The organism is Oceanobacillus massiliensis str. N'diop (genome assembly GCF_000285495.1).
GTDB classification, from domain to species: domain Bacteria; phylum Bacillota; class Bacilli; order Bacillales; family Amphibacillaceae; genus Oceanobacillus; species Oceanobacillus massiliensis.
Map to the genome: position 1 here is coordinate 457,718 of NZ_HE610978.1, position 26,180 is coordinate 483,897.

The 26,180-nt window shown below is 40.5% G+C and carries 30 protein-coding genes and 1 riboswitch; of the genes, 4 read left to right on the forward strand and 26 right to left on the reverse strand.

Annotated features, from left to right (window positions below; translation table 11 throughout):
* Positions 1-175 precede the first annotated feature (175 nt).
* A complete protein-coding gene (locus tag OMHG_RS12170) occupies positions 176-1,123 on the reverse strand; it encodes a DHH family phosphoesterase (RefSeq protein WP_010651144.1) in 948 nt (315 codons plus the stop codon).
* A gap of 145 nt (positions 1,124-1,268) precedes the next feature.
* Between OMHG_RS12170 and OMHG_RS12175 the strand changes: the two genes are divergently transcribed.
* Positions 1,269-1,565, forward strand: a complete 297-nt coding sequence (locus OMHG_RS12175; RefSeq protein WP_010651145.1) for a YtpI family protein — start codon at positions 1,269-1,271, stop codon at positions 1,563-1,565.
* A 276-nt stretch (positions 1,566-1,841) separates the two neighbouring features.
* On the opposite strand, the gene OMHG_RS12180 is transcribed toward OMHG_RS12175, so the two are convergent.
* The 12 genes from OMHG_RS12180 to OMHG_RS12235 all read right to left on the reverse strand — a co-directional run bounded on the left by OMHG_RS12180 (position 1,842) and on the right by OMHG_RS12235 (position 11,990).
* On the reverse strand, positions 1,842-3,149 hold the full coding sequence (locus OMHG_RS12180; protein ID WP_010651146.1) for a DRTGG domain-containing protein: 1,308 nt from the start codon (positions 3,147-3,149) through the stop codon (positions 1,842-1,844).
* Between the two features lie 70 nt (positions 3,150-3,219).
* Entirely contained in the window at positions 3,220-3,447 is a 228-nt protein-coding gene (locus tag OMHG_RS12185; protein WP_010651147.1) for a hypothetical protein, read from the reverse strand.
* 89 nt (positions 3,448-3,536) lie between these two features.
* Positions 3,537-4,076, reverse strand: coding sequence for a hypothetical protein (locus OMHG_RS12190; protein ID WP_010651148.1), 540 nt, complete (start codon positions 4,074-4,076; stop codon positions 3,537-3,539).
* The gene (locus OMHG_RS12195) at positions 4,069-4,611 is read right to left on the reverse strand and encodes a hypothetical protein (protein WP_010651149.1); all 543 of its coding nucleotides are present in this window, start codon (positions 4,609-4,611) and stop codon (positions 4,069-4,071) included. The genes OMHG_RS12190 and OMHG_RS12195 overlap by 8 nt, the downstream gene beginning before the upstream one ends.
* A gap of 12 nt (positions 4,612-4,623) precedes the next feature.
* Positions 4,624-5,529 (reverse strand): type IV pilus biogenesis protein PilM, encoded by a 906-nt coding sequence (gene pilM / locus OMHG_RS12200; RefSeq protein WP_010651150.1) that lies wholly within the window; start codon positions 5,527-5,529, stop codon positions 4,624-4,626.
* A 12-nt stretch (positions 5,530-5,541) separates the two neighbouring features.
* Positions 5,542-6,297, reverse strand: a complete 756-nt coding sequence (locus tag OMHG_RS12205) for a prepilin peptidase (protein WP_010651151.1) — start codon at positions 6,295-6,297, stop codon at positions 5,542-5,544.
* A gap of 337 nt (positions 6,298-6,634) precedes the next feature.
* Positions 6,635-6,961: a competence type IV pilus major pilin ComGC gene (locus OMHG_RS12210; RefSeq protein WP_237566185.1), complete on the reverse strand. Its 327-nt coding sequence runs from the start codon at positions 6,959-6,961 to the stop codon at positions 6,635-6,637.
* Between the two features lie 65 nt (positions 6,962-7,026).
* Positions 7,027-7,110, reverse strand: a riboswitch (cyclic di-GMP riboswitch).
* Between the two features lie 73 nt (positions 7,111-7,183).
* Positions 7,184-8,380, reverse strand: a complete 1,197-nt coding sequence (locus OMHG_RS12215) for a type II secretion system F family protein (protein WP_010651153.1) — start codon at positions 8,378-8,380, stop codon at positions 7,184-7,186.
* 3 nt (positions 8,381-8,383) lie between these two features.
* Positions 8,384-9,424, reverse strand: coding sequence for a type IV pilus twitching motility protein PilT (locus OMHG_RS12220; protein ID WP_010651154.1), 1,041 nt, complete (start codon positions 9,422-9,424; stop codon positions 8,384-8,386).
* A gap of 10 nt (positions 9,425-9,434) precedes the next feature.
* On the reverse strand, positions 9,435-11,057 hold the full coding sequence (locus tag OMHG_RS12225) for a GspE/PulE family protein (protein ID WP_010651155.1): 1,623 nt from the start codon (positions 11,055-11,057) through the stop codon (positions 9,435-9,437).
* Positions 11,050-11,529 (reverse strand): hypothetical protein, encoded by a 480-nt coding sequence (locus OMHG_RS12230; RefSeq protein WP_010651156.1) that lies wholly within the window; start codon positions 11,527-11,529, stop codon positions 11,050-11,052. The genes OMHG_RS12225 and OMHG_RS12230 overlap by 8 nt, the downstream gene beginning before the upstream one ends.
* Positions 11,529-11,990 carry a prepilin-type N-terminal cleavage/methylation domain-containing protein gene (locus OMHG_RS12235; protein WP_010651157.1) on the reverse strand — a complete coding sequence of 154 codons (462 nt, stop codon included), beginning with the start codon at positions 11,988-11,990 and terminating at the stop codon, positions 11,529-11,531. The genes OMHG_RS12230 and OMHG_RS12235 overlap by 1 nt, the downstream gene beginning before the upstream one ends.
* Positions 11,991-12,049: 59 nt before the next feature.
* On the opposite strand from OMHG_RS12235, the gene OMHG_RS12240 reads away from it, so the two are divergent.
* Positions 12,050-12,916, forward strand: coding sequence for a PulJ/GspJ family protein (locus tag OMHG_RS12240; protein ID WP_010651158.1), 867 nt, complete (start codon positions 12,050-12,052; stop codon positions 12,914-12,916).
* Positions 12,917-12,967: 51 nt separating this feature from the next.
* On the opposite strand, the gene OMHG_RS12245 is transcribed toward OMHG_RS12240, so the two are convergent.
* From OMHG_RS12245 to OMHG_RS12270, 6 genes are all read right to left on the reverse strand, one after another.
* Complete coding sequence (locus OMHG_RS12245) at positions 12,968-13,648, reverse strand: metal-dependent hydrolase (protein ID WP_010651159.1); 681 nt, start codon at positions 13,646-13,648, stop codon at positions 12,968-12,970.
* A 268-nt stretch (positions 13,649-13,916) separates the two neighbouring features.
* Positions 13,917-15,473: a polyamine aminopropyltransferase gene (locus OMHG_RS12250; protein ID WP_010651160.1), complete on the reverse strand. Its 1,557-nt coding sequence runs from the start codon at positions 15,471-15,473 to the stop codon at positions 13,917-13,919.
* Positions 15,474-16,523: 1,050 nt separating this feature from the next.
* Complete coding sequence (locus OMHG_RS12255) at positions 16,524-16,919, reverse strand: DUF350 domain-containing protein (RefSeq protein WP_010651161.1); 396 nt, start codon at positions 16,917-16,919, stop codon at positions 16,524-16,526.
* 14 nt (positions 16,920-16,933) lie between these two features.
* Positions 16,934-17,602 (reverse strand): DUF4247 domain-containing protein, encoded by a 669-nt coding sequence (locus OMHG_RS12260; protein WP_010651162.1) that lies wholly within the window; start codon positions 17,600-17,602, stop codon positions 16,934-16,936.
* A 69-nt stretch (positions 17,603-17,671) separates the two neighbouring features.
* A complete protein-coding gene (locus tag OMHG_RS12265; RefSeq protein ID WP_010651163.1) occupies positions 17,672-18,337 on the reverse strand; it encodes a PspA/IM30 family protein in 666 nt (221 codons plus the stop codon).
* A gap of 27 nt (positions 18,338-18,364) precedes the next feature.
* Positions 18,365-18,874, reverse strand: a complete 510-nt coding sequence (locus tag OMHG_RS12270; protein WP_010651164.1) for a DUF4178 domain-containing protein — start codon at positions 18,872-18,874, stop codon at positions 18,365-18,367.
* Positions 18,875-19,029: 155 nt separating this feature from the next.
* On the opposite strand from OMHG_RS12270, the gene OMHG_RS12275 reads away from it, so the two are divergent.
* Complete coding sequence (locus OMHG_RS12275; protein WP_010651165.1) at positions 19,030-20,127, forward strand: M24 family metallopeptidase; 1,098 nt, start codon at positions 19,030-19,032, stop codon at positions 20,125-20,127.
* Between the two features lie 40 nt (positions 20,128-20,167).
* Here the strand turns inward: OMHG_RS12275 and ald are convergent, their stop codons facing one another.
* Together ald and OMHG_RS18775 are read right to left on the reverse strand one after the other, a co-directional pair.
* Positions 20,168-21,286, reverse strand: a complete 1,119-nt coding sequence (ald, locus tag OMHG_RS12280) for an alanine dehydrogenase (RefSeq protein WP_010651166.1) — start codon at positions 21,284-21,286, stop codon at positions 20,168-20,170.
* 143 nt (positions 21,287-21,429) lie between these two features.
* Positions 21,430-21,585 carry a hypothetical protein gene (locus OMHG_RS18775; protein ID WP_202594347.1) on the reverse strand — a complete coding sequence of 52 codons (156 nt, stop codon included), beginning with the start codon at positions 21,583-21,585 and terminating at the stop codon, positions 21,430-21,432.
* 125 nt (positions 21,586-21,710) lie between these two features.
* Here OMHG_RS18775 and OMHG_RS12285 point away from each other — a divergent pair, with 125 nt between their 5' ends.
* Positions 21,711-22,139: a universal stress protein gene (locus OMHG_RS12285; RefSeq protein WP_010651168.1), complete on the forward strand. Its 429-nt coding sequence runs from the start codon at positions 21,711-21,713 to the stop codon at positions 22,137-22,139.
* 8 nt (positions 22,140-22,147) lie between these two features.
* Here OMHG_RS12285 and OMHG_RS18370 read toward each other — a convergent pair whose 3' ends face one another.
* The 5 genes from OMHG_RS18370 to OMHG_RS12305 all read right to left on the reverse strand — a co-directional run bounded on the left by OMHG_RS18370 (position 22,148) and on the right by OMHG_RS12305 (position 26,166).
* Complete coding sequence (locus OMHG_RS18370; protein WP_154648235.1) at positions 22,148-22,300, reverse strand: hypothetical protein; 153 nt, start codon at positions 22,298-22,300, stop codon at positions 22,148-22,150.
* Positions 22,301-22,530: 230 nt separating this feature from the next.
* Positions 22,531-23,124: a hypothetical protein gene (locus OMHG_RS12290; protein WP_010651169.1), complete on the reverse strand. Its 594-nt coding sequence runs from the start codon at positions 23,122-23,124 to the stop codon at positions 22,531-22,533.
* Positions 23,125-23,365: 241 nt separating this feature from the next.
* Complete coding sequence (locus tag OMHG_RS12295; protein ID WP_010651170.1) at positions 23,366-23,710, reverse strand: hypothetical protein; 345 nt, start codon at positions 23,708-23,710, stop codon at positions 23,366-23,368.
* Between the two features lie 123 nt (positions 23,711-23,833).
* Complete coding sequence (locus OMHG_RS12300; protein WP_010651171.1) at positions 23,834-24,103, reverse strand: hypothetical protein; 270 nt, start codon at positions 24,101-24,103, stop codon at positions 23,834-23,836.
* A 743-nt stretch (positions 24,104-24,846) separates the two neighbouring features.
* Positions 24,847-26,166, reverse strand: coding sequence for a phage portal protein (locus OMHG_RS12305; RefSeq protein ID WP_010651172.1), 1,320 nt, complete (start codon positions 26,164-26,166; stop codon positions 24,847-24,849).
* Positions 26,167-26,180 lie beyond the last annotated feature (14 nt).

The following is a 26,180-nucleotide window of genomic DNA, read 5'->3' on the forward strand; positions in this document are numbered from 1 at the left end:
GGTTCCAGTTGGAAGCCATCACCTTTTTTAGGATAGTGCACCTATTATCAGTTTCTTTGCTGGGGTTGCAGCACAATAGAAAGGATTGTCTCACTTGCAAAAAAAGCAGATTGCATAACCCGCAGAACAAGAAATTTTCCAGCATTACGCCGTCGGGATTCCTTATGTCAGTAAATTATTTTTCAAAGTTCTTACAGACATTTTCCAGATCGGCTGTCATATTGTCCGCTTCATCCCAAGAATAGACGGTCGCTCCAGAAGCAAGCGGATGGCCGCCACCATTATAATCGGCTGCAATGCCATTGATGACAGGACCATTTGAACGCAGCCTTACACGGATCTTATCCTTCTCTTCGATAAAAAATACCCATGCCTTAATCCCCTTAACATCACGGATAATATTAACCAGCTGTGCCGATTCATCAGATGTTACAGCAAATTTGTCCAATATCTCTTCTGTCAGCCTGATCGTACATAGCCCTGAGGGAAGTAATTTAAACTGCTGCAAAATATAGCCGCTCAAACGGGATATCTTATCTTCCACACTATACAATTCCGCATATAGTTCCGAGCGTTCAAAGTCGTATGCCACTAGTTCAGCAGCATATTGAAAGGTTTTCTTTGTTGTATTTGGGTACATAAATCTCCCGGTATCTCCCACAATTCCAGCATATAACAGACGCGCTGCCCGGTCATTCATGATAAGTCCCGCGTCTTTGCCATGCTCATAAAATTCCCAAATCATCTCACTTGCCGAGCTTGCATCGGTGTCTACCCAACGTATCTCACCGTATTCATCTACATTTGGATGATGGTCAATCTTAATTAGCTTCGCACCAAGCTGGTAACGTTCGTCGTCAATCCTGGCAGCATTTGCTGTATCACAGACAATGACTAGAGCATCTCTATACATGGTATCTTCCACTTCATCCATTCGAATAAGAAAATTTAATGATGGCTCTTCATCCCCCACCGCATAGACTTGTTTCTGCGGGAACGATTGCTTGATGATTTCCTTCAGGCCACCCTGTGATCCGAGCGCATCCGGATCTGGTCTTACATGACGATGAATGATAATGGTATCGTATGACTTGATAGTTTCCATAATTTTATTTATTTCCATGTTTTTACCCCTATCCTGTTAATAATTCATGAATATGTATAACTTATCTGGCTATATTTTTGAAAAAAAGATACAATTGAATGGTGTTTTACGGATTTCCCATAAATCTAACCACAATACTTTAGAACAAATTAGGAGAGATCAAATGGTTATTTTCCCGATTATCATCGTTGTATCAGCAGTACTCTATATTTATTATAAGGTTGCCATTCTGAAAAGCAATGATGAGCTTACCCAGAAATACTTTAATGGAAAAGCCCGGTTATGTCTAGGGACATTCCTTTTATTTTTTGGCATCAATCAATATCTATTTTACAAGACACAGCTTTCTTTATTCATCGGCATATTATTTCTTATTCTTGGAGGACTTCAGGCATATAGAGGTTTTAAAGAAGCAAAACATTATCGCAATGAATGGCGCAGACTCAACCCAAATGAATAAATTCCTATAAAATAAGAGAAATACAACTTGATAGAGATATAGTTGACGTGATTTCCATCAGAAAGCATAGCTTTCATCTAGAAATCGGCCACACTGGTCGATTTCTTTTTTTAATCTCTTATCATTTGTTTACGATAATAGCTTCGGCCGATTTTCGCTATGGACAATTGCTTTCGGGTGGAGGGCGCATTCAGCTTCCTCTGAAGCACAAACCGGGAAGATAAAAAAAACGGAAAGGCTCTTTAACGAGAGCCTTTCCGTTTAACCGGCTTCCAATCAGCGATTGATCAGCTGGGCCATAATCAATCCCTTTCCTACCAGGTTACGCTCGCTGAATACTTCCACATCTATTTTCGCGTAAAGCCTGCCGACATCGAGCAATTTCGGCTTTATGATTAGCTTGCTTTCGATTTGTACTGGTTTGCTGAAATAAACAGTCAAATTTTCCACTGTAATGTCCGCCTTTTTCACTCTCATCAATAATCTGCTGCTCGCTTCGGTGATTAATGCCGTGAAAACACCATTCGATAACGTGCCCAATTGATTGGTCATCTGCGGGATAACTTTTGACTCATAAACAGCCTCGTCATCTTCGCTTGCTATCAGATTACTCGAAACAATATCATCAATAGTATCCCCAACCTGTGGCTGGCGCTGGATTTGCTGCATAGCCTTTAATACATCTTGCCTCGAGACAACGCCCTGCAGTTGGTTTGACTGATCCACTACCGGAATAAGCTCAATGCCTTCCCATACCATCGTATGTGCAACAGAAGCCAGCGATGTCTTAGCCTGGACAACTTGCGGCTTTCTGCTCATAACACGGTCAATAACAATATTTTTATCCTTCCCAACAATATCTTTGGATGAAACCATACCAACAACACGCAATTTATCATCGACGACAGGGAAACGTGTATGTGAGGACTTCTCATTCCATTCATACCACTCGGAGATAGAATCTTTTGTTTTCAGATAGTACGACTCATTGAATGGTGTTGCAATGTCACCGACAAATACGATTTCCTTCTTGATCAGCTGGTCATAAATTGCACGGTTAATCATCGCAGCAACAGTGAACGTATCATAAGTGGTCGAGATAATCGGAAGTTCTTTTTCATCCGCAAGCTTCTTAATATGTTCTTCGGTATCAAATCCACCTGTAATAAGCACAGCTGCACCAGCATTCAATGCCAGTTCATGTGCTTTGAAACGGTTACCGACGATGAGCAGAGATCCCGCTTGTGTATAACGCATCATAGCATCCAGCTGCATTGCTCCAATAACAAATTTGCTTAAGGTTTTATAGAGGCCATCCCGCCCCCCTAATACCTGTCCATCAATAATGTTTACAACTTCCGCGAACGTTAGCTTTTCAAAGTTTTCTTTTTTCTTGCGCTCAATCCGAATGGTCCCGACACGTTCAATCGTACTTACAAGACCTTGGTTCTCAGACTCTTTTATTGCACGGTATGCAGTCCCATCACTCACGTTCAGATCTTTGGCAATTTGACGGACGGATATTTTACTGCCAACCGGCAAGGAAACAATATGCTGTATAATTTGCTCGTGCTTTGTTGCCATTTATTTCACCAGCTTTCAACTGTACTATATCATTTATTTACTATTATTATACAGTTGAGCTGAATGAAACTCAATGAAAATCACGCTGCCTTCTATTATACTGATTCTGTTCCATAACTGGAGGCCTCGTCATTTGCAAAAGTGTTGCAAAATTTGCTCCAACTACGAGCAATAGGAACACAAGCCAGCCGCCCCAAAAGATCTGCTCCATGTATGAAGATGCGTACGGAATCGCCGGCCAGGCAATATAAAGAAAAAAACCACTTAAAAGTAAGCGCAATATAGCGTAATGGCGCATATAACTCTCCCCCTTCCCTTATCATTTTATGAAGGTCAGGAGGACATAAGAACCTGTCGGGACAAAGTAAAAGGAATAGCTAATTCCAGCTATCCTGCGTAAAATGCCGTGAAGGTAAGTTCCAGGAAAATCTCACTATCTTCCTGCTGCAGATTGATGGAATCAACCCGCAAAGAATGGACCGTTTCTGAAAGCCCATCCAAAAATTGATCTATTGCCTGCAGGTCTCCCGAAGTAGCATCCATTCTATAAGACGTTTCATTTAGCAGGGAATCCTTATCCTGTCCTTCAGGCTGCTGCACTGCAGCTTCCAAGTCAGTACCGATGTAATCGATGCTAACACCAGCACCACTTGCCATTGCCTGCAGTTCGGTTAGGACTTCTTCTGGAGAAGCCATGTCCAAAACCTCGGAACCTACTCCATTAACTGTCTCGCTAATGTCATTTTCTTTTCCATCAATAATAGACTCGAGATTGCCCTCATACATGGAAATCTCTTTTTCCATACTTTTCTGTTCTGCATGTAGCGGCTTTAGAATAGATAGATAGCAAATCCCATAGATTAAAAAAATCACGATAACCATGCCAAAGACAAGAAATGTATGGGTTTTCGTCCAATGTTTATTCATTTGCTGCTAACTCCTCTACCAAATTATCTCTGTCTGTTGTTACCGTCAATGTCGCTTCATAGGAATCCTCCACTTTGACAGCGGCTGTAAGCTGAGCAGCCTGAATGTAATTTTGTTCAGTGAGTGATGCTATATATTCAGCAACATCATCCAGGGTATCGAATGAAGCATCGATGATAATCTGATTTTCAATCGCATCATCATAACCGTTTAAACGTTCTTCACTTGGCAGTAATTCAACGATTTGATGATACAATGCAACGGTTGGCTTCATTTCCTTCTCGATGGCTTCTGTTACCTGCTCGGTCCTTCCGCGTTGTTTATCCGCGTCAACGTCATGCTGTATTTCCAGCATAGCAGCCTCCATTTGATTCCGCTCAAGTTCCAGGTTCTTAAGCTGGTTATCATACGTATTCTTTTGAAAGAGCAGCGCAATTACGAGAAATATTAGGAGCAGGATAAAGACTGTCCCGAGAATAATACTTGCAACAGGTTTATTTTGTTCTTTTTTCAGAAAATTAATCTCCGTATTCATGCTCGCTCCCCCTTACGAATCATTCTTTAATGCCAGTCCGAGTACATCCATATATTTGGCAGGGAGTTCTTCTTGCTCCAGACCATCTATTGGAAGCGGAATTAGACTGGACAGACTGGATTTCACCATCCCAAGAAAAGGTGAATCCCCGGTAAGAAGCAGTTGTTCGACCTTTCCCTCTCCTTTAGTAATGGAATAGTGATAGAAGTCAATAATTCGATTTATTTCGATCATGTACTGATTAATCAATTGCTGCACTTGTTCTTCATCTGTCTCTTTATCTACAGTGATTTTCATATATCTTGTGAAAATGGCTTTATGATTACGGAAGGCTGTCAGGACAATTGCATCTTTGTTCCAATGGATTAAGAGCACATGGTTTCTATCTTTCGGTTTTGTTTGATAATAGTATCGGTAGATCGATAGCGATGTAAGATCTGCAGCCATCGGTCGCAAGCCAGCTGTTTCAAAGGCAGCTTTAAAGCCCTTTATCTTATCTTCAGGATATGCAAAGAGAAGAATGTCGCGATATTTATCATCTGCATCAATTGACTCAATCGCAATTACCGGATCCGGAAACGGCAAATAGAGGCTATTGCCTATTTGCGTCTTTATATAGCCCACTGTTTCTTCCATTGCTAAGGCAGCAGGGATCTGTAATTGCCGAATGACAACCGTATCATCCGGCATGGCGAAAAACAGTCTTTTCCTTTTCCATTTATGCACATGGACCAGCTGATTGACAATTTCAACAAATACGCCATCATTTTCTATGTTTCCATCTTTAATGGTACCTTCTGGAAGTTCCACTTCACCATGCACAGTCATTCCTGCTACTGTATTGTTTTTATGATAGCTATAACGCAAGACGTGATTCGTGATCACAATATTAACCCTTCCACTTTTCATCAAACCCATGTTGTCACCTGCTTATATTAGTAAATTTAAATACCATGTTGTTAAAGAATTCCCATAAAAATAGGTTATTAATACAGCAAAAGCTATATAGGGTCCAAATGGCACTGGCTGCTTTCTGTCAATCAACTTGAACGACAGCAGAAATGTTCCGATAGCTGCACCCAGCAGACAGGAAAGGAAAAAAGCAACCAAAATCTGGTCCATGCCCAATACAATCCCGACTACACCAAACAGTTTCATATCTCCTGCCCCCATCGCGCCACGGCTTATCAAAATAATGATAAAAATGATGGCAAAGCCTATCACAGCACCAGCAGCTGCCGACCACCAGGGACTGAGCGGAACGACAAAACGCAGGAAAATGAAAAAGGGCAGGAAAAAAAGGAGCACTTTGTTTGGAATCAGCATGTATTTGAGGTCTGACACAAGAATGATCATCAGCATGGAAATCAATAATAATGCTGTAATTATTTCCAATTGGAGTCCCACTATGTAAAAGGCTGATGCGAATAGCATACCAGTCAGAAGCTCAATTGCCGGATACATAACGGATATCCGCTCCCCGCAATGCCTGCACTTTCCATGCTGGATGAAAAAGGAAAGCAACGGAATATTCTCATACCATGACAATTGATGCTTGCAGACTGGGCAAATCGACCGGTCCGCAGCAAAGGGAATGTTTTTGGGGAGGCGTAAACCGACAACATTAAAGAATGATCCGAAGATGAGTCCCAGGAGGAAGAATATGAATGCAGTGGCTGTAGTCATTCTGTTTGCTCCTTGCAATAGATTTTGTGTTAAAGAAAACGCCTTGCAATAAAGAGGTGCGAGGCGTTTCAATTGGATATACAGGTTGATTGCATTCCCTCTTTTCAGTCAGCAGAGAACGCCGGGCAATAGCAGCGGCCGATTTCTGCAGCGGGAACTAACCAATCAACAAATTTTATTTAACAATGGTTTGTCAAAGATTGCTGGTTTTACAAAAAACTTGCTAGTTAATCGGACTTTCTAGCAAATGCAAGTGCAGAAACGATAATCCTTACGAAAAGAGCTTTTTTAAACCTTTCCAGATAGAGCAATTTCTCAAAAATTGCCGACGCTCTAACTATTCGTATTTGTAGGTTTTCGCTCCTCCATTTTCCTCATCGTCCTCCGTAATCACTACTTTCCCATTAAGTCCTTCTGGAGCCTCTTCTAAATAACCGCTCTCAACTAATTTAGCAACCGTAAATGCACCGGATTCTGGTTCTATGCCGGATATATCGGCCAATCTGGCAGCATTTTCTACCAATTCGATAGAAGCCTCGTTTGCCTCTTCCTCTGCCTTACCGATGACATTGCCAACTGCTGGTACTGCAATCGCCAGGATGATTCCTAATATGACGATAACTGCCAATAGCTCCACCAGTGTAAAACCTTTCTCTTTCTTCATCAGCTTTTTCAATTTCTGCAGCATTCTTTCTTCGCCTTCCTTCCTTAATCCAAATTATTTCTATTAATTCAGTCGGCCGGTTGCACTACTAACTCCCAATTACCAAAGTGCCCAGATAAAGGTAATCGATCAAAGTATCCTACTTTATTCCTATTTACCCCTTATTGTATTACACTTTTTTCCATAAATCTACTGTTTTCGTGCTAAAAGACCTAGATAAAATCAAATATTTTCAAACATACCAAACATTGGCATAATAACTGCAGCGATTATGCCGCCTACTAATATGGTAAGTATGATAATCATAAGAGGCTCGATCAAGATTTTGATGCGATTGGATAACTGATCAACCTCTTCTTCATAGAACTCAGCCGCTTTGGCCAGCATATGGTCCATTGTTCCGGTTTTTTCTCCAATTTGAATCATTTGGATAATCAAAGCAGGAAACGCCCAATGTTCTTTCATTGGTGTTGTAAGCGAATCGCCGACTGTCAAAGACTTTCTTGTCTCAGCCAGCACATTTTCAATGACACGATTTCCAACAACCTTCTCCGTAATTTCTATCGACTTCAAAATAGGAACCGAGCTATTGACAAGGGTGCTTAACGTTTGTGTCATGCGGACCATTGCCCCCTTATGGGCGAGCACACCTAGAATAGGAAATCTCATCTTCAAGATATCCACAGCATACATAAATAGATCGAATTGCTTCAAATAGCTATATAATAAGATTCCTGCTGCAGCAAAAAGCAATAAAATCCACCAATAATTTCCTGCCAGTTGACTCAAACTCAGGATAAACTGGGTATAGGCCGGTATTTCCCCTCCAAATTGGTTAAACATCGTGACAAATTGAGGGACAATATAAACGAGCAGAAATATGCTCAGAATTACTGTAATGACACCTACTACACTCGGATAAAGCAATGCTGAAATTACTTTTTGCCTGTTCCGATACTGCTTTTCATAGTAATCTGCCATTTTAGTCAAGATCTCCTCCAATCTGCCACTGACCTCTCCGGCATGAATCATATTAACAAGCAGCGCAGGGAATATTTTGGGATGTCGTTTAGCGGCCGCGGATAATGGCTCTCCCTGTTCGAGTTTCTTATCAATATTTGTAAGGGCAATGCGCAACGCATGATTATCTGTTTGCATCATCATGGTCTTTGTTGCCTCCGAAATGGTTATACCCGCATGTATCAATGTGGCATATTGCCTCAGGAAAATGACCAAATCCTTATTTTTAGCCTTTTTGTGGATGATAATATCTTTATTCCATGGTTTTGTTTCTTCGATATTAAAAATGACCAGGCCATCTTTCTCTAGTTGGGATAAAGCCGTCCTCTGGCTATCTGCCTCTATTTTCCCTTTTATCTTTTGTCCCGAGATTCTGCGGCCACTATATTGAAAGTCCATATCTTATACGCTCCCTTCCTTCAGAAAAGGAGCAGCGGTGGTTTGGTCGATTTTATTTTCACCGATCAGTCGTGTTAAGTCCATTTCAAGTGTATGCATCCCTTGGTCCCGCGACATCTGCAGCACATTTCGAATTTGATGCAGTTTTTCATTTCGTATCAGATTCTTGATAGCTGTCGAATTGATCAATACTTCTGTTGCAACATGCCTTCCCGTCCAATCATTCGTTACAAGCAAACGCTGTGAAATAACCGCTTGCAGAACAGTGGAAAGCTGAATCCGAATCTGTGCCTGCTGTTCTGCAGGGAAGACATCGATAATCCGCTCGATAGTTGCTGCGGCATTTGTCGTATGTAACGTGCCGAATACTAAATGTCCGGTTTCTGCTGCTGTAATTGCCGTTGAGATTGTTTCCAGGTCTCGCATTTCTCCAACCATAATAATGTCCGGATCCTGGCGCAGACTTGCCCTTAAGCCATTGACAAAGTTATTTGTATCGGATCCTATTTCCCGTTGATCGATAATCGATTTATGATGGGTATGCATATATTCAATCGGATCTTCCAGTGTAATAATGTGTCTTTCCATTGTCTGGTTAATATAATCAATCATGGCTGCAAGTGTCGTACTTTTCCCGCTTCCTGTTGGGCCCGTTACCAGGATCAGACCCTGCGGATAATGGACAACATCCTTCGTCACTAAAGGCAGATTCAATTGCTCAATCGAAGGTATGCCATTTGGAATGACCCGGATTGCAAAGGATACTTCCCCGCGCTGATAAAACGTATTGATTCGAAAGCGTGAACTACCGTGTATTCCATAGGAAAAATCAAGTTCTCGATTCGTATGAAGGTACTCCAGCTGTTCTTCAGATAAAATTGTACGGACAATCTGTCTTGTATCTGATGGAATAAGTTTTGGCAAGTCCTGTTCCACCAAGTTTCCGTTTATACGGAATATGGGTGCTTTGCCGATTGTCAGATGCACATCAGAGGCTTTCTGATGATAGGCATCCTGCAGCCATTTTTCAAATTTTATTTTCATACGCTCCCCCCTAGACAGTAATAGATAACTGCATGATTTCTTCAACCGTCGTTAAGCCCGCTTTCACTTTATCCAATCCATCATGAATCAGAAAATTCATGCCTTTGCTTTTGGCATAATTCTTTATATCAGCGGTCGATTTATTATCCAGCAGCATGCTTTTCATCTGCTCGTCAAGTACAAATATTTCATGTATGGCCAATCTTCCCCGGTATCCAGTCTGATGGCATACACTGCATCCTTGACCATGATAAACATATTCTATGTCCACACCATTTTTCGCAAAAATTTCCTTTTCCATTGCAGTTGGTTCACGTTCCATTTTGCAATCGCGGCATATCTTTCGCACTAATCGCTGGGCAATAACCCCAGTCAGTGAGGAAACTACTAAATATGGCTCAATCCCCATATCTATCAATCTTGGAATCGATTCAACAGCACTGTTTGTATGCAATGTACTTAAGACAACGTGACCGGTTAAAGAAGCACGGATAGCAATCTCCGCGGTGTCCTGGTCGCGGATTTCACCAACCATAATGATATTGGGATCCTGTCTCAGAATCGATCGGAGACCTTCTGCAAAGGTCAAGCCTATCTCGGCATTGACCTGAACCTGATTGATCCCCTCCATCTGATACTCGACCGGATCCTCAACCGTTATGATGTTTACATCCTCGCTGTTCAGTCTGTTTATCGCGGCATATAATGTCGATGTCTTGCCGGAACCTGTTGGACCTGTCAATAAGACAAGACCGGATGGCTGGGAAATTAAATCTTGATAGATTCTCCTATTTTGCTCTGAAAAGTTTAATTCGGATAAATCAAGCAGGGCATTTTGCAAATCCAGAATTCTAATGACTACCTTTTCCCCGTGTACCGTGGGGAGACAGGAAATACGCAAATCAACCGGTGTCGATCCGACCGTGGTTTTAATCCGTCCATCCTGTGGCAGTCTTGTCTGTGTAATATTCATATCCGCCAAAATTTTTATTCTTGCAACCAATGAATTCTGCAGCTGCTTTGGAATGAATTTTTCCGTCTGTAAGTGTCCATCAATCCGATAACGCAAGTGCACAGTTGTTTCCTGTGGATCTATATGTATATCACTCGCTTTCAGCTGCACACCCGTATTCAGCAGCTGATCCAGTATACGGATTACAGGTGCCTCTGTTTCTTCATTGTGGTCAAGCGAAGCAGCCGCCTCATTTTTGAAATAGTATTTATTGATGGCATATAAAATGTCGTCCTTTGCCGCAATAACCGGGGCAATACGTAAACCTGTTCCAATCTCCAAATCATCGATGATGAAGTAATCCATTGGATCGCTCATCGCAATCGTCAGCGTACTATTTTGTAGTTTTAAGGGCATTATGTAGTTTTCCTGCGCCATTTCTTTTGTCACAAATCCAAGCACATTTTCTTCAATCGGGTAGCGGTACAGCGACACATGGGGAATTCCAAGCTGAAACTCAAGCACCTCGATAAGCTGCTGCTCTGTAATAAATCCTAGATCCAGCAATGCATCCCCAAGTTTCTGATTATCTTTTTTCGATTCAAGTGCTTCCACTATTTGTTCATCAGTAACAAGACCAGCATCCTGCAGTAAATCCCCGAGTCGTTTTCGGTTAATCATGTAATAAATCCCTCCAATCCGGCAATGGTATAATCACCTTTCCATTTGCAGCTGCTTCAGCACCTTCTGTATATCCCATAACTTGATAATCAATGACAATTTCCGTATAGGCAGTCTCTAAACTTATATCAAAATCACTCATTTCAAAGGCCCTGCCCTCAAACTCTTTATAAGGTGCATTTCTTACTCCAGATCTGATCTTTTCAAAAAAACGGATGATTGGCAGGATACCTGGTTTCTCTCCAGTTATCATCGATTCGTAATCGTTATGCAATGTGCTGATCCAATGCTGGAAATAATCCACCCCCATCTGCGCAGTCATCTGAGCATCTATTTCACTTTCCATTGCTTTGACCTGTCTTGAGGTATTGATCGTCTGTGTAAACATTATCAGCATGAAGACAAGAAATAGCGTGATAATCATGAGACACAGTACGAGCACTGCTCCATCTTCATTCTTATATTTAACCATCATGCACCACCATCAATCGACATATAGGTAAACGCTTCGCTTATACTTCTGTTCTTGCTGTTTACGATATTAATCTTCGTTCGGTATAGCTTAAGATTATCTTCATCGCATACATCCAATGCAAGCGTCAATTCCGGACCGTCATCCGTGAATGTATTACTGCTGAATCCTTCCAGATATATACTCGGGATGGAGGTATATCCATTTCTGCAATCCAATATAGAGTTACTATCAATATAGGACAGGATTTCACTATTTAGGGCTTCATCTTGCAGATTATTGGATACATTCGTTACCAGGTTGCTTGAGACAAGTTCATCCTCCGTGACGTCCGTCCATGCCATTACTTGAGGGAAAAATGGTACCAATGACCCAATTACTATAGCTAAAATGGCAATAGATGCTATAATCTCTATAAGGGTAAACCCTCTATCACTCATGAATTGACGGTATTTATGCACTGTTTTCTCTCCCTACCGTGACTTTTATACTATTATATCATTATTTAGGATGGTTAAAAATGAAGAATCGACAATTTTCCAATGAAAAAGGAATGACCTTGATAGAGCTGCTTGCATCTCTCGGATTAGTTGCCGTTATTATTGTATTATCCTCTTCGGCCATTATCCAGCTCATAAAGGATGAATCCAGGATAAATGATGGGATTTCCCATCAACAGGAGATGAATATTACTGTCAGTGACCTGCGAAGTCAGTACTATCAGGGGAACCAAAGATTATGCATCACGACGGAAGAACCCAAATTCAGTTTTACAGAATTAGTAAATCTTCAACCAGTAAGCGAGGATTGCATCGAGGTGGTGGATTCGGCCGAACCGATCTCTTTTTCACTGAGCGGAACAACTTCCAGCAATCAGGAGTATTCTGTACAGACTGCATTGGTCAACAATCGCACACTGCAATTGGAGCCGGTTTTGTTTAAGGACGTTAATCCGGATTACCCAAGGGATTATCAAGAAGGGAATATTTACATGTGTGAGTTCAATAAGGATACCAAATTCAGCGCTTCGGTAGACATCCAGGATAATGGCAACTCTGGTTCCAACCGAAACACGAGCAGCCTTTCAATTAAAGGAAATGGAGACAATAAAAATATCTGCAACGGAATATATACGTTCCATAAGAATGTCGCCTTTCTTCAGGATTTACATATAAAAAATCATAATAGAATAGAAGTATCGGGTGACATGTATGTGTTCGAAAAATTGGATGTTGATAATAACGCCTCCATCCATGTAGCAGGGAATCTCTACATCAGGAATAACTACAATATCGGCAAGCAGGCAGATATTGATATTAAAGGGAAGGTATGCAGGATCAAGGACGAATCGAATATCAAGAAATGTGACATCGAAATTGACATTTAAAAACATAAAACAGCATGAATCGTTACGATCCATGCTGCTGCTCTCCATCTATTATATTTCCATTGTTTCTCCAATTTCCATTGCTCTTCCTTCACCCGTCTGCACTTTATCAGCCCAGGATTTCGGATCTTGTGTGATCACTTCAAATGTATTGTAATGGACCGGAACAGATACGTTGGCGTTAATCCAATCTGCAGCAACTAGCGCATCTTCGGGTCCCATTGTGAAGTTATCGCCGATTGGGATGAATGCTACTTCAATGTCATGCATGTCCCCATACATTTTCAAATCTGAAAACAAGGCGGTATCACCGACATGATAAATCGTTTTTCCTTCGACAGTCAGTAAAATACCCCCTGGCATTCCGCCATAAATTACTGTCCCATCCTCTTCAGTATATGAAGAGCCGTGGAATGCCTGTGTAAATTTCACCTTGCCAAAGTCAAATTCATGTGCTCCACCGATATGCATTGGGTGTGTCACAACTCCTTTGCCACCCAGGTAGACAGCAAGTTCGTTTGGCGCAATTACAAGTGCTTCATTTCTTTTCGCAATCTCCATTGTGTCTCCGACATGATCATTATGCCCATGTGTAAGCAGAATCACATCCGCCTCCACTGTATCCGCATCAAGGTCACATAACTCATTGTCAGAAATAAACGGATCAATTAGGATGGTGTGACTCTTTGTAACCACTTTGACCACCGAATGTCCATGATAAGAAATCTTCACTTTCATCTCTCCCTCAAGTAAGTATTTACTTTATCTATTCGACAAAGCCTATATAATTCCTTTACCCTTTTTGGCATTTTTTAAAATACACTTCACTGAAAGCAGTGTTTTTAGACACTCAACCTGTTATGTAATTGGAAGAAAATCGGTATCCGCACTTCGGAAATTTACTTCAATCTCTCAGCAAGCAGGGACTCCGGCATTCCTAGAAAACAATGGCTTTAAGATGCAGAATTCTGGTACTGAATCCTTTCTCCTATGCCTGTTCTCAGTAATTTTTCCACGCACGTTCGTAAATTGGGATCAAGTGCGGGTCAATTAATGTGTTGGGTTTTAATATAGCGGAATTCCCGTCGGCATCTGTAATCTCTTTATCCTCATCTTTCCCGAAGCTTGTCAGGCTGGAAAGCATATCACTTGTCAGGAACCGGGCCGGTACATTGATTTCCAATTGATCAAGCGTGATTTCATCCCGGCTTGCCATCACGAACCCCCAATTTCCAAAGCTTGGAACATCCACATGGAGGTTCTCCGTATTCAGTCCTGTTGAAGCTACTGTTTCGGAAATTGTCCAATATACTTCTGTAGCAAAGACCGGGCTTGTCGCTTGAATCATTGCTGCTCCGCCTGGCAGAAGATGATTTCTTACCAATGAATAGAACTCTTTTGTATAGAGTTTATTTAAACTCTCATTATTCGGGTCTGGCAAATCAACAAGGATGACGTCAAACCATTGATCGGTTTCTTCCAGATACTGAAAGGCATCCATGTTCTTCACTTCTACCTTGTCATCTTTCAGTGAGTCCTGATTTAGTTTCCTTATTTCCTTATTTTCATTTGCCAGCTCCACAACAGCAGGATCCAGATCTACCAGTGTTATCTGTTCAACATCCTTATGTTTCAGAACTTCCTTTGCAGCAATCCCATCCCCACCTCCGAGAATCAGCACATTTTGCTGATTTTCAGCCTGAGCCATAGTTGGAAGGACAAGTACCTCATGATAGCGATACTCATCTGTCGAGCTGAACTGGAGCGAACCATTTAAGTAAAGACGGACATCCTCTTCCTTTTCATCCTGTGTTACTGTTATTTTTTGATAACTGCTTTCCTCCATATGGATTATTGGATCGTTATACATCTTTTGTTCAAAACTGAAAGCTGCTGCCTCACCGAAAAACAAACCGATCATCAGCAGGATAAAGATTATCAGTCCTGTCATAGCATGGATAATGAAGTGGCGGATTTCTTTACGGAACAGCCATAGAACGACAAGTGCTACTGTCACATTGATACAGCCGACCAAGAAGGCTGATTTCACCATTCCTAGGTGGGGACGCAGAAGAAATGCAAATAAAAGCCCGCCAATCAGACCACCGGCATAATCAGAAAACAGTACACGTGCCGTACTTCGATTCAATTCAACACCGATATCATTTGCTTTGCGAATCAATATCGGCAATTCAAATCCTGTCAGCGCCCCGACCAAAATGGTAATCAGGTATAAAAACGAGGCATCTGATCCCGCTGGAGCAAAGGCCGTGATTCCAAACATTGTAAAGCTGGAAAAGCCGCCAATAATGGCAACGCCGAATTCGATCCAGACAAAAGCAAGGATAAGATTTTTCATTACCTTTTCACTTAGGCTTGCCCCTATGCCCATACCAGTTAAAAACAGGGAAATGGTAAGTGTATATTGGGTAATGCCATCACCTAGAATATAGGACCCCAATGCACCGAACAAGACTTCAAATATAATCCCGCAAATGGATACAATTCCTGAAGACCAGTAAATTATATTGCTCTTTCTAATTGCTACTTCATTCATCTCTCTCACTCCGTCTTAAGCCTAAGCACTTTTCGTAACTTTTATTGTGTTATTTTTAATTTGCAGTTGATAGAAACCTCGACGTACAAGCAATTGTCGATTTCCGCGGCGGGCGCTTTCAGCTTCCTCGGAAGCAAACCCGGCTTCCAGCGTGCTGTACTTCCCTGGTTTCTATCAGCGATCTAAAATTATTTATAAATTTATCTAATAAAGAAGGCAGTTAGTAAACCCGATAACTGCTACAGCCGATTTCCGCTCCGGGCAGTCGCTTTCCGCGGGCACCGCTTCAGCTTCCTCAAAAGCAAGCCCGGGATCTTCAGCTGTTGGCTTTTCCCGCCAGACCTCCTTGGTTATTTATGGATTTATTATAATACAATCGAATAAGAATAAAACTCAATAAACCCGATAACTGCTACGGCCGATTTCCGCTCCGGGCAGTCGCTTTCCGCGGGCACCGCTTCAGCTTCCTCAGAAGCAAGCCCGGCTTCCTGCGGGATCTTCAGCCGCTGCTTTTCCCGCAGGAGTCGACTGCCCTGCGCTCCAATCCTCAGCTTAATAATTGAATAACAGTAATTCGATTCAGAAAGCTAAATCATAGCGGAGGAAATACACGGAGACTCCAGCGGGAAAGCGAAGACGATGAGACCCCACAGGGAGCGTTTTTTGCGAGTGAGGAGGCTCATCGCGAGCCCGCGGAAAGCGCAGTGTATTTCCGGAGTGATGATTTCCCATTATAATTTCTATAAATGGACATAGCAGCATAGTAATGAGGAAATTCACTTTGGCTTTTTGGCACCTGCGTCTGCCAGTAACGCTTCGCAGTATGCTTCCTCGGTGCAAGGGAACAAGGAAGCAATCGCAAGTCGTACCCTGGCTTAGTGCGAGCCCGCGGAAAGCGCAGTGTATTTCCGCAGTGGGATTCCCACAACATGACTTCTTTAGATAAATGGCAGAGCATATAAACAGAATAAATAAGAATTGCTTTAAAACCGCTTATACAGACTAAAAATAACGCGGCCGGGTATTTGCCCAGCCGCTTTTCTTAACAAATTATGTAATCGATGCACCAATTACAAATGCCAATCCGATTGACACACTCATCGACATGATTCCTACAGCCACATTATTATCCTTCAGCTGTTCCTCTACAGAGAATTTGCGGGTGAATACATCAAACAATAAGTAGGCAATCATCTGTAAAACAACTCCGAACGCTCCCCATATCAATGTTTCATAGATATATAGGCTATGGTAGATTGCAAATGCAAGAATGATACAAATGCCGATAACCTTTCCGGCAATCGATAATGCCACCGCCACATTACCATTTTTAATTTCTTCCATATCCTTATACTTACGGGTTAAATTTTCGAAAATAAGCAGTCCGATTAATACGACCACAATCGAAATAACAAAATAAGCTATTGTCGCTATGTATGCTTCCATTCATTCATCCTCCTTTATTTTCCTGTACCTGGGCCACCACCACGAAAAGTAGTGCTGCCACGATTTGGCGTTCCCATTCCACTACCGGACGTTTTGCCGGTATACCCTCCATAACAGTCTGCTGTCTGACATGTACGGGACATGCTGCTGCTCCAATTGTTGCCGAATAGACTATCGAGCATCCGGATTGTAAAATATGTACTCAAGAAACTTGGGGAATAATTTCTTTCCACAAATGCTTCCTCAGCGACTTCAATCAACAGCACATTTTTATCATCTTCACTTGGTTTTAATGTAACGAAGTAGCCAGGATAGATAAATATTTGCTGATTATCGACAACCTCACTTGTTTCTTCGGGCTCTGCAGCTGAAGTAATGACACTTGCAAGCTCTTCAAGTTCGAATTGTGCTGTAGCATAAATCTGCGCCGTGCTCTCTTCGCCAGCAACCGTGTCCATTAATGAAAAATGACTTGCAATGATTGCATCAATCTGGTCACTTGGACTAGCTTGTATCGATGAAATGATTTCATCTGCCGGAAGCTCTTCTGGCACATCTTCTGCCGTAATTGTTATTTCTTGATCCATTCCTCGATTGACACCACTTGTAAAAGGGGATGAGCAAGCACTTAACACGAAGACCATTAGTAAAAATCCAATAAGTAACATCCATCTTTTTGGCAACGATATCCCCCTCTCCCATGAAAAATTCGGGAGCAGTTAGCAAACTGCCCCCATTCAAATATTGATTGCTTATTTACCCATTTTAGCTTTCAATGCTGCCAGTTCATCATCGACATCATTTTTAGTCAGATCCTCAAATTCATCATCTAAGGTTCTGCTTGCCTGTGAAAGGTCCTCGCTTGTATCTGCTTCTGCTTCAAACTGCATTACTTTTTCTTCCATTCGTTCAAATCCCTGTTTGGAAGCATCGTTCCCAATCGAAGACATGGTTCGATTCATTTTTGTTCTTGTTTTTGCAGACTCTGCACGTGCTTTCAGCGAATCCTTTTTCAATTTCATTTCCTGGTATTCCTTTTTCATTTCATCCAATTTACTGCGAAGCATATCAGCGTCGCTTTTTGCACGTTCCCATGACTCATTTAATGTTGCAGCAGTTGCTTCATGATCTTTCTTATCCTGCAGTGCACGTTTTGCCAGGTCGTCATTTCCTGCTTCAATGGCCTGTTCAGCTTGTTTCTGCCTCTTCTCCACTAAAGCAAGTGCATCATTGGCTTTACGCTTTAGCATTTTTTCATTGGCAATCTGCTTTGCTACAGCACCCTCTACTTCTCGGATATCTTCACCCATATCGCGCATGAACTGATCCAGCATTTTCACCGGATCTTCTGCCTTATCCAGCATGGAATTTAATTCTGAGCTTACTACTGTCTTCAAACGTCCAAAAAACTTAAACATATAATCTCCTCCTAAATAATTTTAATTTTAAAATGAACCTGCTATAATCTTAATCTCATATGCCGCGATGGAATAACCGATGCTTGCTTCCACTTCCGTCCCCCACGATTCCAGGCTGATAAATCTTTCCTCGCCCTCATCTGCATATTCAGCATAATGGCTCTCCAGCCCTTGCAGATTAGCGTTTCTTCCTTCCCCGATAATTCTGGCTGTACCTTGTTCATCCAGATGGAAGGTCTTGTTCTCATACTCTAATTGCTTTGGATATGGTGCTGACACCGGCAGCTGAATCTTCTTATAGATGCCAAGTTCAAGTTCATCATCCATTTCAGCCGATAGCCAGAGTGTATCATTGCCTTCCAATAACTGATAGGCAAACCATTCATAGCCGCCATCACGATACGTTATTTTTCCCACTACCTCAAAATCCCTCAGGTCATAAGTAAGGATATCGCCGACCTTGATCGATAATGGTGTTCTATCTTTTGGAACCGGCTTGTTATCTTTCTTAGAAAAAATACTGGAAAACAGACCCATTTGTTCACCTCGCCCATCATGCAATTTCTATGTTTCCCTAGGTAATACGGTTTACACTGAAAAAGGTTTCAAGTAAACTGAAAAAACTTTAAAGGATGAAATAATTCATTCATTTGTTATACTTATTGTAGTATAAAAAGATGAGGTGGACACGTATGAACTCCCGAATTGAAAATTTATCCGAACAGCTTAAGAAAAATAACCTGGATAGTGCACTCGTTACATCAAAGGCAAACTTTTATTATGTGAGCAACTATTATACAGATCCGCACGAGCGTGTGATTGCCGTTTATGTAAGCAACAACCTTGACCCGATCATGGTGGTTCCAAAGATGGAAGCAGAAGATGCGAAGGCGGCAGGATGGTCTGGAGCGATAATCAGCTACTATGATCACGAGGACCCATGGCAGCTGCTGCTTGACTATTTGAATAAGAACGATAAGGTTCCACAATCAATCGGACTTGAACATGATCACATAACACTGGAACGCTTTGAAGCAATTAAACGGATACTTCCGAACACAGCTATTTTCGATGCAAAAGAAATACTTGCTGATTTGCGTGTCGTGAAAAACAAGAAAGAATATACACTTCTAAAACAAGCAGCAGCACTTGCTGATTTCGGTATCGAAACAGGAGTCATGGCCATTGCTGAAGGTGTGACCGAGCTTGAACTTATCGCAAAGATTGAATATGAGCTGAAGAAACAGGGTGTGCAGGAAATGTCATTTAATACGATGGCACTTGCCGGTGCAAAAACAGCCTCTCCGCATGGAACACCATCAACAATCGGAGTCAAACCTGGAGACCTTGTCTTATTCGACCTAGGTGTCATCTTTGAGGGCTATTGTTCAGATATTACCAGAACCGTTGCCTTTAAATCGATTACTGATGAACAGAAAACAATCTATGAGACGGTTCTGGAAGCAGAACTTCGCGCCATCAACGCTTCTGTTCCAAAGACAGCTGTCGGACAGATTGATTTCACAGCACGTGATATTATTGGAAAAGCAGGCTACGGTGAATACTTCACACACCGAATCGGGCACGGTCTCGGGATTGAAACACATGAATATCCGTCCATGCACAGCAATAATGAGCTCGCTCTTAAACCAGGCATGTGCTATACGATTGAACCAGGCATCTACGTGCCGAATATCGGCGGGGTCCGGATTGAGGATATGATTTTTATGACAGACAAAGGCGCAGAAGTAATGACTGCCTATCCTAAGGAATTACAGATTATTGACTGACAAAGAAAGAGCACTCCGGAGTGCTCTTTCTTTATGGCTATTATTTACGCAATAATACATTTGCATCAGCAAATGCCAGCCCATGTGCGTCAGCTACAGCCTGATAGGTTACATAACCATCAAGTGTATTGATCCCTTTCAGTAATGCTTCATTGTCCAAACACGCTTGCCTATAGCCTTTATTAGCCAATTGCAGTGCATATGGAACCGTCACATTAGTGAGTCCAATCGTTGATGTCCGCGGTACAGCACCTGGCATATTGGCTACCGTATAATGCAGCACACCGTGTTTTGTAAATGTTGGGTCATCATGCGTGGTAATCCGGTCACTGGTGGCGAAGTTTCCTCCCTGGTCGATCGCAACATCCACAACAACTGAGCCTTCAGACATCTTTGTCACCATTTCTTCCGTTACCAGTTTCGGTGCTCTCGCTCCCGGAATCAATACAGAACCGATAACAAGATCCGATTCTTCTACAGCCTCCTGGATATTGAGTGAATTGGAAATTAACGTATTGATGGATGAGCCGAATATATCATCCAGCTGCCGTAACCGATCCGGGTTCAAATCAATGATTGTAACATCGGCTCCGAGTCCGATTGCCACTTTAGCCGCATTCGTTCCGACAACACCACCACCGATAATCGTTACCTTGCCCCGTTTGACTCCCGGAATACCCGAGAGAATGATTCCTTTTCCACCTTTTGGTTTTTCAAGGAATTGAGCACCGATTTGCGTTGCCATCCTTCCTGCAACTTCACTCATTGGAGTCAAGAGGGGGAGCGAACGGTTAGGAAGCTGAACCGTCTCATAGGCAATTCCAACCACCTTCTTCTCGATTAGTGCTTTTGTCACTTCAGGTTCATTAGCTAGATGCAAATATGTAAATAAAATCTGGCCCTCATAGAAGTATTTAAATTCCTCATGTAATGGTTCTTTTACTTTCATCACCATTTCCTGTGACCAGGCTTCTTTTGGGCTGTCAACAATGAATGCTCCTGCCGCTTCATACTGCTCGTCTGTAAAATTGGAACCAAGGCCAGCATCTTTCTCTACGTAAACCTCATGTCCAGCGTCCTTCAATGTCTGCACACCAGATGGAGCCATTGCAACCCTGTTCTCATTGTTCATGATTTCTTTAGGTATTCCTATTCTCATTCTATTGCCTCCCCTAAGCCTGTATATGTATTCGGAACATTTGAAGATATTTGCAATTTAATTGTATCAGATGATTTTGCAAAAAGCACCATAAAATAAACAGGGAGAATTCTCCCTGTTTAGGATGAAGCTTTGTTTTCTGTTCAATTTTTGCGGTTATTGAAGGTATGGATGTTCTTGTTGTTATGCAGCTGTTCGACAACACCGCTTTGATAGCTTTCAATCAATTGGTTGCGTACTGCGTCAACACCTTTGTCATCTTCAAAAAAGTTGCGTATTTTCCCTTCTTTTTTAGACAACATTCATCACCTCCATACAAGTATTATGTCCATTTTTCTGTTGGGATGATGTTAAAAATATTGCCAATTCTGGATTGTTGGGTTGTGATATAGGGTATATAATAGTAGTGAAAGGGGAGATATATATGGAATATAAAAACATTCTTGTTGCAGTAGATGGTTCAGAGGCTGCTGAAAAGGCTTTTCAAAAATCCTTGGATATCGCTAAGCGAAACCAAGCCCGTCTGATTCTTGCGCACGTGATTGATTCTCGCACATTTGCCACTGCCGAGGCATATGATCGTACACTTTCCGAAAGATCGGAGGAATATGCGGCAGAATTACTTGATTCTTATGTGGATAATGCAAAAGCTGCCGGATTAAATAATTTGGTAAGATGTGTAGAATATGGTTCCCCTAAAGTTAAAATCGCTAAAGATATTGCTGATAACTTCCAATCAGATCTGATTATTTGCGGTGCTACTGGAATGAATGCAGTAGAACGTTTCCTTATTGGCAGTATCTCCGAAAACATTATAAGGTATGCATCCTGTGATGTTCTGGTCGTCCGTTAATGGTAAGATCAGCGCTGCAGGAAAACCTGCAGTGCTGTGGCTGTTCCATGGCGCTGATGGATCAGCTTCCATTCATAATTCATGCTCCATCTAGCCTCCAGCATCAAATCGGCTGTGTCTTTTGTTGCAGCAGACAGTGAACCCCTTCTTTTTCTCCTCATATTTAAAAAAGGCCTTGCTCGCATATGCGGCAAGGACCTTCTTTTTTCATTATTTGCTTAAACGTACCGTATCCCTTGCAATCATTACTTCTTCATTAGTAGGTATAATAATTACTTTAACCGGTGAGTGCGGATACGCTCAAACCCTTAATATAACTGACTTTTTTCTATGTAATTAATTCTAATATAGCAAACTTGTCTTGGTTATTCAAGGGTTTTGTCATATGTTTTTAGGCAGATTGTGCTACCCATTCCATGGTAAATATCCGTAATCCTGATTGAAGCAAATTAATATCAACTACACGATAATTATGATTGATAATAGAATGTTCACTTGTCATAGCAATCAATGCTGTAACTTCATTATCAGGCATGATAATCTTGATACGTGTTTCTGGCATGACGATTTGACCACTTGTCAATGTTGGACTACCTTCTTGGAATGCTACACATGGCAATTCTTCTGTCAACTCTCCGGGTTCAATAATCCATATCGGGCTGCCATGTCTATCAACTTCTTCATAGTATCCGTCAGAATAATACGTATAAGTAAATGTATTAGTCATTGGACGAATAGTTGCCTTATACTCATAAGAACGTTTGCTTTGAATATCAGTTATAATAAGGTACTTTACGCCTTCGTAAGCAATCACATCTCCACGTTTAATTTTAAAATTAGTGTGGATACTCTTATCATCAAAATTTGGAAGTGAATCAGATACCTTTGAATTGGTTAAAATTGCCTTTCTTGTTACAGTTTCTATATTTAATCTTATTGGTACACCAAACTCCTGAATCAATTGGTTAAAATCTTCTGTGAACATTTGCATTTCTCCTTTCTGTTAAAAATAAAAAAGTGTTAAAATCACCCCCTTTTTCTGATAGCCATAGCACCCTATTTTCCCATGATCGACATATAGTAAATTAGCCATTTTTAGGGGTATTTTAGCCATTTGAGAAAAAGGGAAAATAGGAAAGAAGGTGCTACATCAATCTTTCTACAGGAAATAAGGGGAATTGTCAGGAAATAAGGAATGACTAAAAAATCATGTTAAATTTAACACCTTATTTATCAAACAACATAAATGTATTTGAGTTAAGTGATGCTTGTTCATCTGTTTTTAATTTGCGTATTTTATATTCTAATTGGTTAATCCTGTTTTGAATATTAGTAGCAAAATCTGATACAGTCATATCCTCATGCTTAATATTTTTAAGTGTAGATGGTGAGTTAGCAATTGATTCCAATACAGATAATGCAGATTTATAAATATTACGCTTATTTGTATGTGATTGAGCATTGTATTCTTGATGTGGAGACAAGTCATTTTCTTCTAAGTAGACAACCAATTCAGATTGATCTAATGTGATACCTTTTGTTTCCATTTCAAGACGTTGTATATTGTTCATTTAATCACTCCTCTTTATGGCAATAAAAAAGAATCACTTATTTTAGTGATTCATGAATTGCATCTATTTTCTTTTTAATTTCTTGATACTCTTCTTCTGTAAATGTTATTCGCCATTCTTTAATTATGGATAAAAATCCGTACCACCATAATTATCTTTCAACCAATCATCGTCTGTTATAGATGGATTATTATCATAAATCCTAAAATTATCGCTCATTCCATGTAGATAGATTGCTAAAAAGAATACAAAGAAAATAACAATAGGTAAAGAGGACAGTATTATAGCGAACCAATTAGTTTTCAAATTCTTCTTTTCAGCATCTTTTTTAAATACATAGTAAATACCAAAAATTATTACCGCAGGAATACCAATTAGTAATATAAATAGCATGATATTATAACACCCCTATTAGATTATTATTTTTGAATCATCTAAGGTGCCGTTACCATTTTACCATAAATTTCTATTAAGCCATCCGTATTACCCAATTATTTTTATTATTAATAAAGTTGATATAATATAATGGATATCCTATATTTTTTCTGGGCGAGCACAATTTGATATGCTAGGGGGCAGGCAAGGCATAGGGGGGTGAAATGGTTGTAAATATAGATTGCATAGAGTATACAGTCAAAGTTGAATTTGCTTCCTATAATCTTTATTATGTATTCTCCAGAATATTCACATTACGCTTGTATCCCATGCCCAGCACAGTTTGTACTTTAAATAAGTAGATTACTAATAGTAGGGATTAGGCAATGTCAGTATGCATAGTATCGTAGTATTGATACAACCTATATTTACTATTAGTAACCACTTTAATTAATGCATAAAATACTGTATAAAAGTTTGATTTTAACTAGAAATATGTGTCGTATAATTATCATTATGTAGACATTGGTATAAAATAGTACAGTTGTTCCCCTAAAAAGTGTATAACAGAACTCCCGAAACATCACTGGCTCTTGTGTGATTCCTGTGTAATACTTTAGTACGCTAAAGTGTTAACGTAACAGGCGAAAAAATTTCAACATATTTTATTCTATTCATCTATCCCCACTAAATCAACACTTTTCCCTAATCCTGATTCCCACCAAATCGGCTATAACAGAACCATCATAATGTGACTGGCATTAATCCTCATTTACCTCTCCATTTACACCTTCATTAGCCAATCGTTCCATCTCACTTACCTTATCAATAAATGACACGTTATCCAGTATAGTTTCCGTACTAATTGCACCAATACCCTTCAACTTATCAATGATCTCAACTAATTGCTTATCATCTTTCGGCATATTTGGACTGAATACAAACTGTGTCGCTTCATAATCATCATCATCAAACACGATACCTTGCATATCCAACACACTTCTAATCTTGTCTAATCTAACCTCAAAGCCATCTTGTAAATACTTACTGTTTAAGTTTGCTTTAATCAATGATAAGTAGAAGATACTCTCTATTGCTACATCACCAACATTACTGATTGTACTTCCACCATTCAATAACACGTTAGGCATACTTGATATATCACCCAATGCATTCTTTAATGTACCATACAACTCTTTAAATGCTTGATGACTAAATGGATTGGTCACATACTTAAAGTCACCGTCATCATCTAATCTAAGTCCAATACCATTGCCATGCTTAGGTATATCTGCATTAGTTAGGTTCTGTCCAATGATGACAGGTGTACCCATGATGTGTCGGTAGTATCCATCTACTGCCTTACTTAACAGGTGCTCCATACTATCAATGATCTCAATATAATCATTCAACTCACTGTATCCTCGTGTGCTGTCACTCTCATTCTCTGTCTTATAATGGATTGGTAAACCTGTATTGTTAGGACGTTGATTAACTAACTGTATATCCTCACCCTGACTATTGTTATACTTATATACAATGTCCTCTGTAAACACGACATAGAAGTCCGTATAGTCGCTATGATAATACTGTATAAAGGCAAGCATCTCATTCGTTTCTGGGTCATATACCGGGAACGCTTCAGAAGGGTCTATAATCTGACTAAATATCTTCCCATCTTTCACATAAACATATTCAAATGTTTCACCATAACGGATTAAATCATTAAGTATTTTATAGTCAATCTTGTGGTATTTACCCTTCTTATATGTACGATTCAATTCTTTTACAACATTCTCTTTACCTGATAACTGTACAGGATTCTTACCTAATAGGAAGTTGACACCAAAATGAATAATGGTCTTAGCATAGTTTAAAGTAACCCTTTCTACTTCTACCTCTTTACCATTAAACGTTTCATTTGGTCTTGTATTCACCTTATGTTGATTTTTACCAAGATACTCTTTAATACTTGTAATCTCACGAATATGTGACTGCTGCGAAACATTATTTACTTCATCTAAGATAAATTTCTTAAACTGTCCATCATAACGATTACCGATATACTCTTGTAATTCCATTTCCTCATTCCTTT

Excerpts from the sequence above, each read along its gene's own strand:
- OMHG_RS12290 (WP_010651169.1), bottom strand. The coding sequence starts at position 23,124 with ATGTTCACAGAAGATTTTAACCAATTGATTCAGGAGTTTGGTGTACCA.
- OMHG_RS12275 (WP_010651165.1), top strand. The coding sequence starts at position 19,030 with ATGAACTCCCGAATTGAAAATTTATCCGAACAGCTTAAGAAAAATAAC.
- OMHG_RS12170 (WP_010651144.1), bottom strand. The coding sequence starts at position 1,123 with ATGGAAATAAATAAAATTATGGAAACTATCAAGTCATACGATACCATT.
- OMHG_RS12215 (WP_010651153.1), bottom strand. The coding sequence starts at position 8,380 with ATGGACTTTCAATATAGTGGCCGCAGAATCTCGGGACAAAAGATAAAA.
- OMHG_RS12180 (WP_010651146.1), bottom strand. The coding sequence starts at position 3,149 with ATGGCAACAAAGCACGAGCAAATTATACAGCATATTGTTTCCTTGCCG.
- pilM (WP_010651150.1), bottom strand. The coding sequence starts at position 5,529 with ATGGGTTTGATGAAAAGTGGAAGGGTTAATATTGTGATCACGAATCAC.
- OMHG_RS12300 (WP_010651171.1), bottom strand. The coding sequence starts at position 24,103 with ATGCTATTTATATTACTAATTGGTATTCCTGCGGTAATAATTTTTGGT.
- OMHG_RS12190 (WP_010651148.1), bottom strand. The coding sequence starts at position 4,076 with ATGAATAAACATTGGACGAAAACCCATACATTTCTTGTCTTTGGCATG.
- OMHG_RS12240 (WP_010651158.1), top strand. The coding sequence starts at position 12,050 with ATGAAGAATCGACAATTTTCCAATGAAAAAGGAATGACCTTGATAGAG.
- OMHG_RS12230 (WP_010651156.1), bottom strand. The coding sequence starts at position 11,529 with ATGGTTAAATATAAGAATGAAGATGGAGCAGTGCTCGTACTGTGTCTC.
- OMHG_RS12195 (WP_010651149.1), bottom strand. The coding sequence starts at position 4,611 with ATGAATACGGAGATTAATTTTCTGAAAAAAGAACAAAATAAACCTGTT.
- OMHG_RS12255 (WP_010651161.1), bottom strand. The coding sequence starts at position 16,919 with ATGGAAGCATACATAGCGACAATAGCTTATTTTGTTATTTCGATTGTG.
- OMHG_RS12270 (WP_010651164.1), bottom strand. The coding sequence starts at position 18,874 with ATGGGTCTGTTTTCCAGTATTTTTTCTAAGAAAGATAACAAGCCGGTT.
- OMHG_RS12220 (WP_010651154.1), bottom strand. The coding sequence starts at position 9,424 with ATGAAAATAAAATTTGAAAAATGGCTGCAGGATGCCTATCATCAGAAA.
- OMHG_RS12265 (WP_010651163.1), bottom strand. The coding sequence starts at position 18,337 with ATGTTTAAGTTTTTTGGACGTTTGAAGACAGTAGTAAGCTCAGAATTA.
- OMHG_RS12305 (WP_010651172.1), bottom strand. The coding sequence starts at position 26,166 with ATGGAATTACAAGAGTATATCGGTAATCGTTATGATGGACAGTTTAAG.
- OMHG_RS18370 (WP_154648235.1), bottom strand. The coding sequence starts at position 22,300 with ATGAGGAGAAAAAGAAGGGGTTCACTGTCTGCTGCAACAAAAGACACA.
- OMHG_RS12295 (WP_010651170.1), bottom strand. The coding sequence starts at position 23,710 with ATGAACAATATACAACGTCTTGAAATGGAAACAAAAGGTATCACATTA.
- OMHG_RS12225 (WP_010651155.1), bottom strand. The coding sequence starts at position 11,057 with ATGATTAACCGAAAACGACTCGGGGATTTACTGCAGGATGCTGGTCTT.
- OMHG_RS12185 (WP_010651147.1), bottom strand. The coding sequence starts at position 3,447 with ATGCGCCATTACGCTATATTGCGCTTACTTTTAAGTGGTTTTTTTCTT.
- OMHG_RS12205 (WP_010651151.1), bottom strand. The coding sequence starts at position 6,297 with ATGACTACAGCCACTGCATTCATATTCTTCCTCCTGGGACTCATCTTC.
- OMHG_RS12210 (WP_237566185.1), bottom strand. The coding sequence starts at position 6,961 with ATGAAGAAAGAGAAAGGTTTTACACTGGTGGAGCTATTGGCAGTTATC.
- ald (WP_010651166.1), bottom strand. The coding sequence starts at position 21,286 with ATGAGAATAGGAATACCTAAAGAAATCATGAACAATGAGAACAGGGTT.
- OMHG_RS12175 (WP_010651145.1), top strand. The coding sequence starts at position 1,269 with ATGGTTATTTTCCCGATTATCATCGTTGTATCAGCAGTACTCTATATT.
- OMHG_RS12285 (WP_010651168.1), top strand. The coding sequence starts at position 21,711 with ATGGAATATAAAAACATTCTTGTTGCAGTAGATGGTTCAGAGGCTGCT.
- OMHG_RS12250 (WP_010651160.1), bottom strand. The coding sequence starts at position 15,473 with ATGAATGAAGTAGCAATTAGAAAGAGCAATATAATTTACTGGTCTTCA.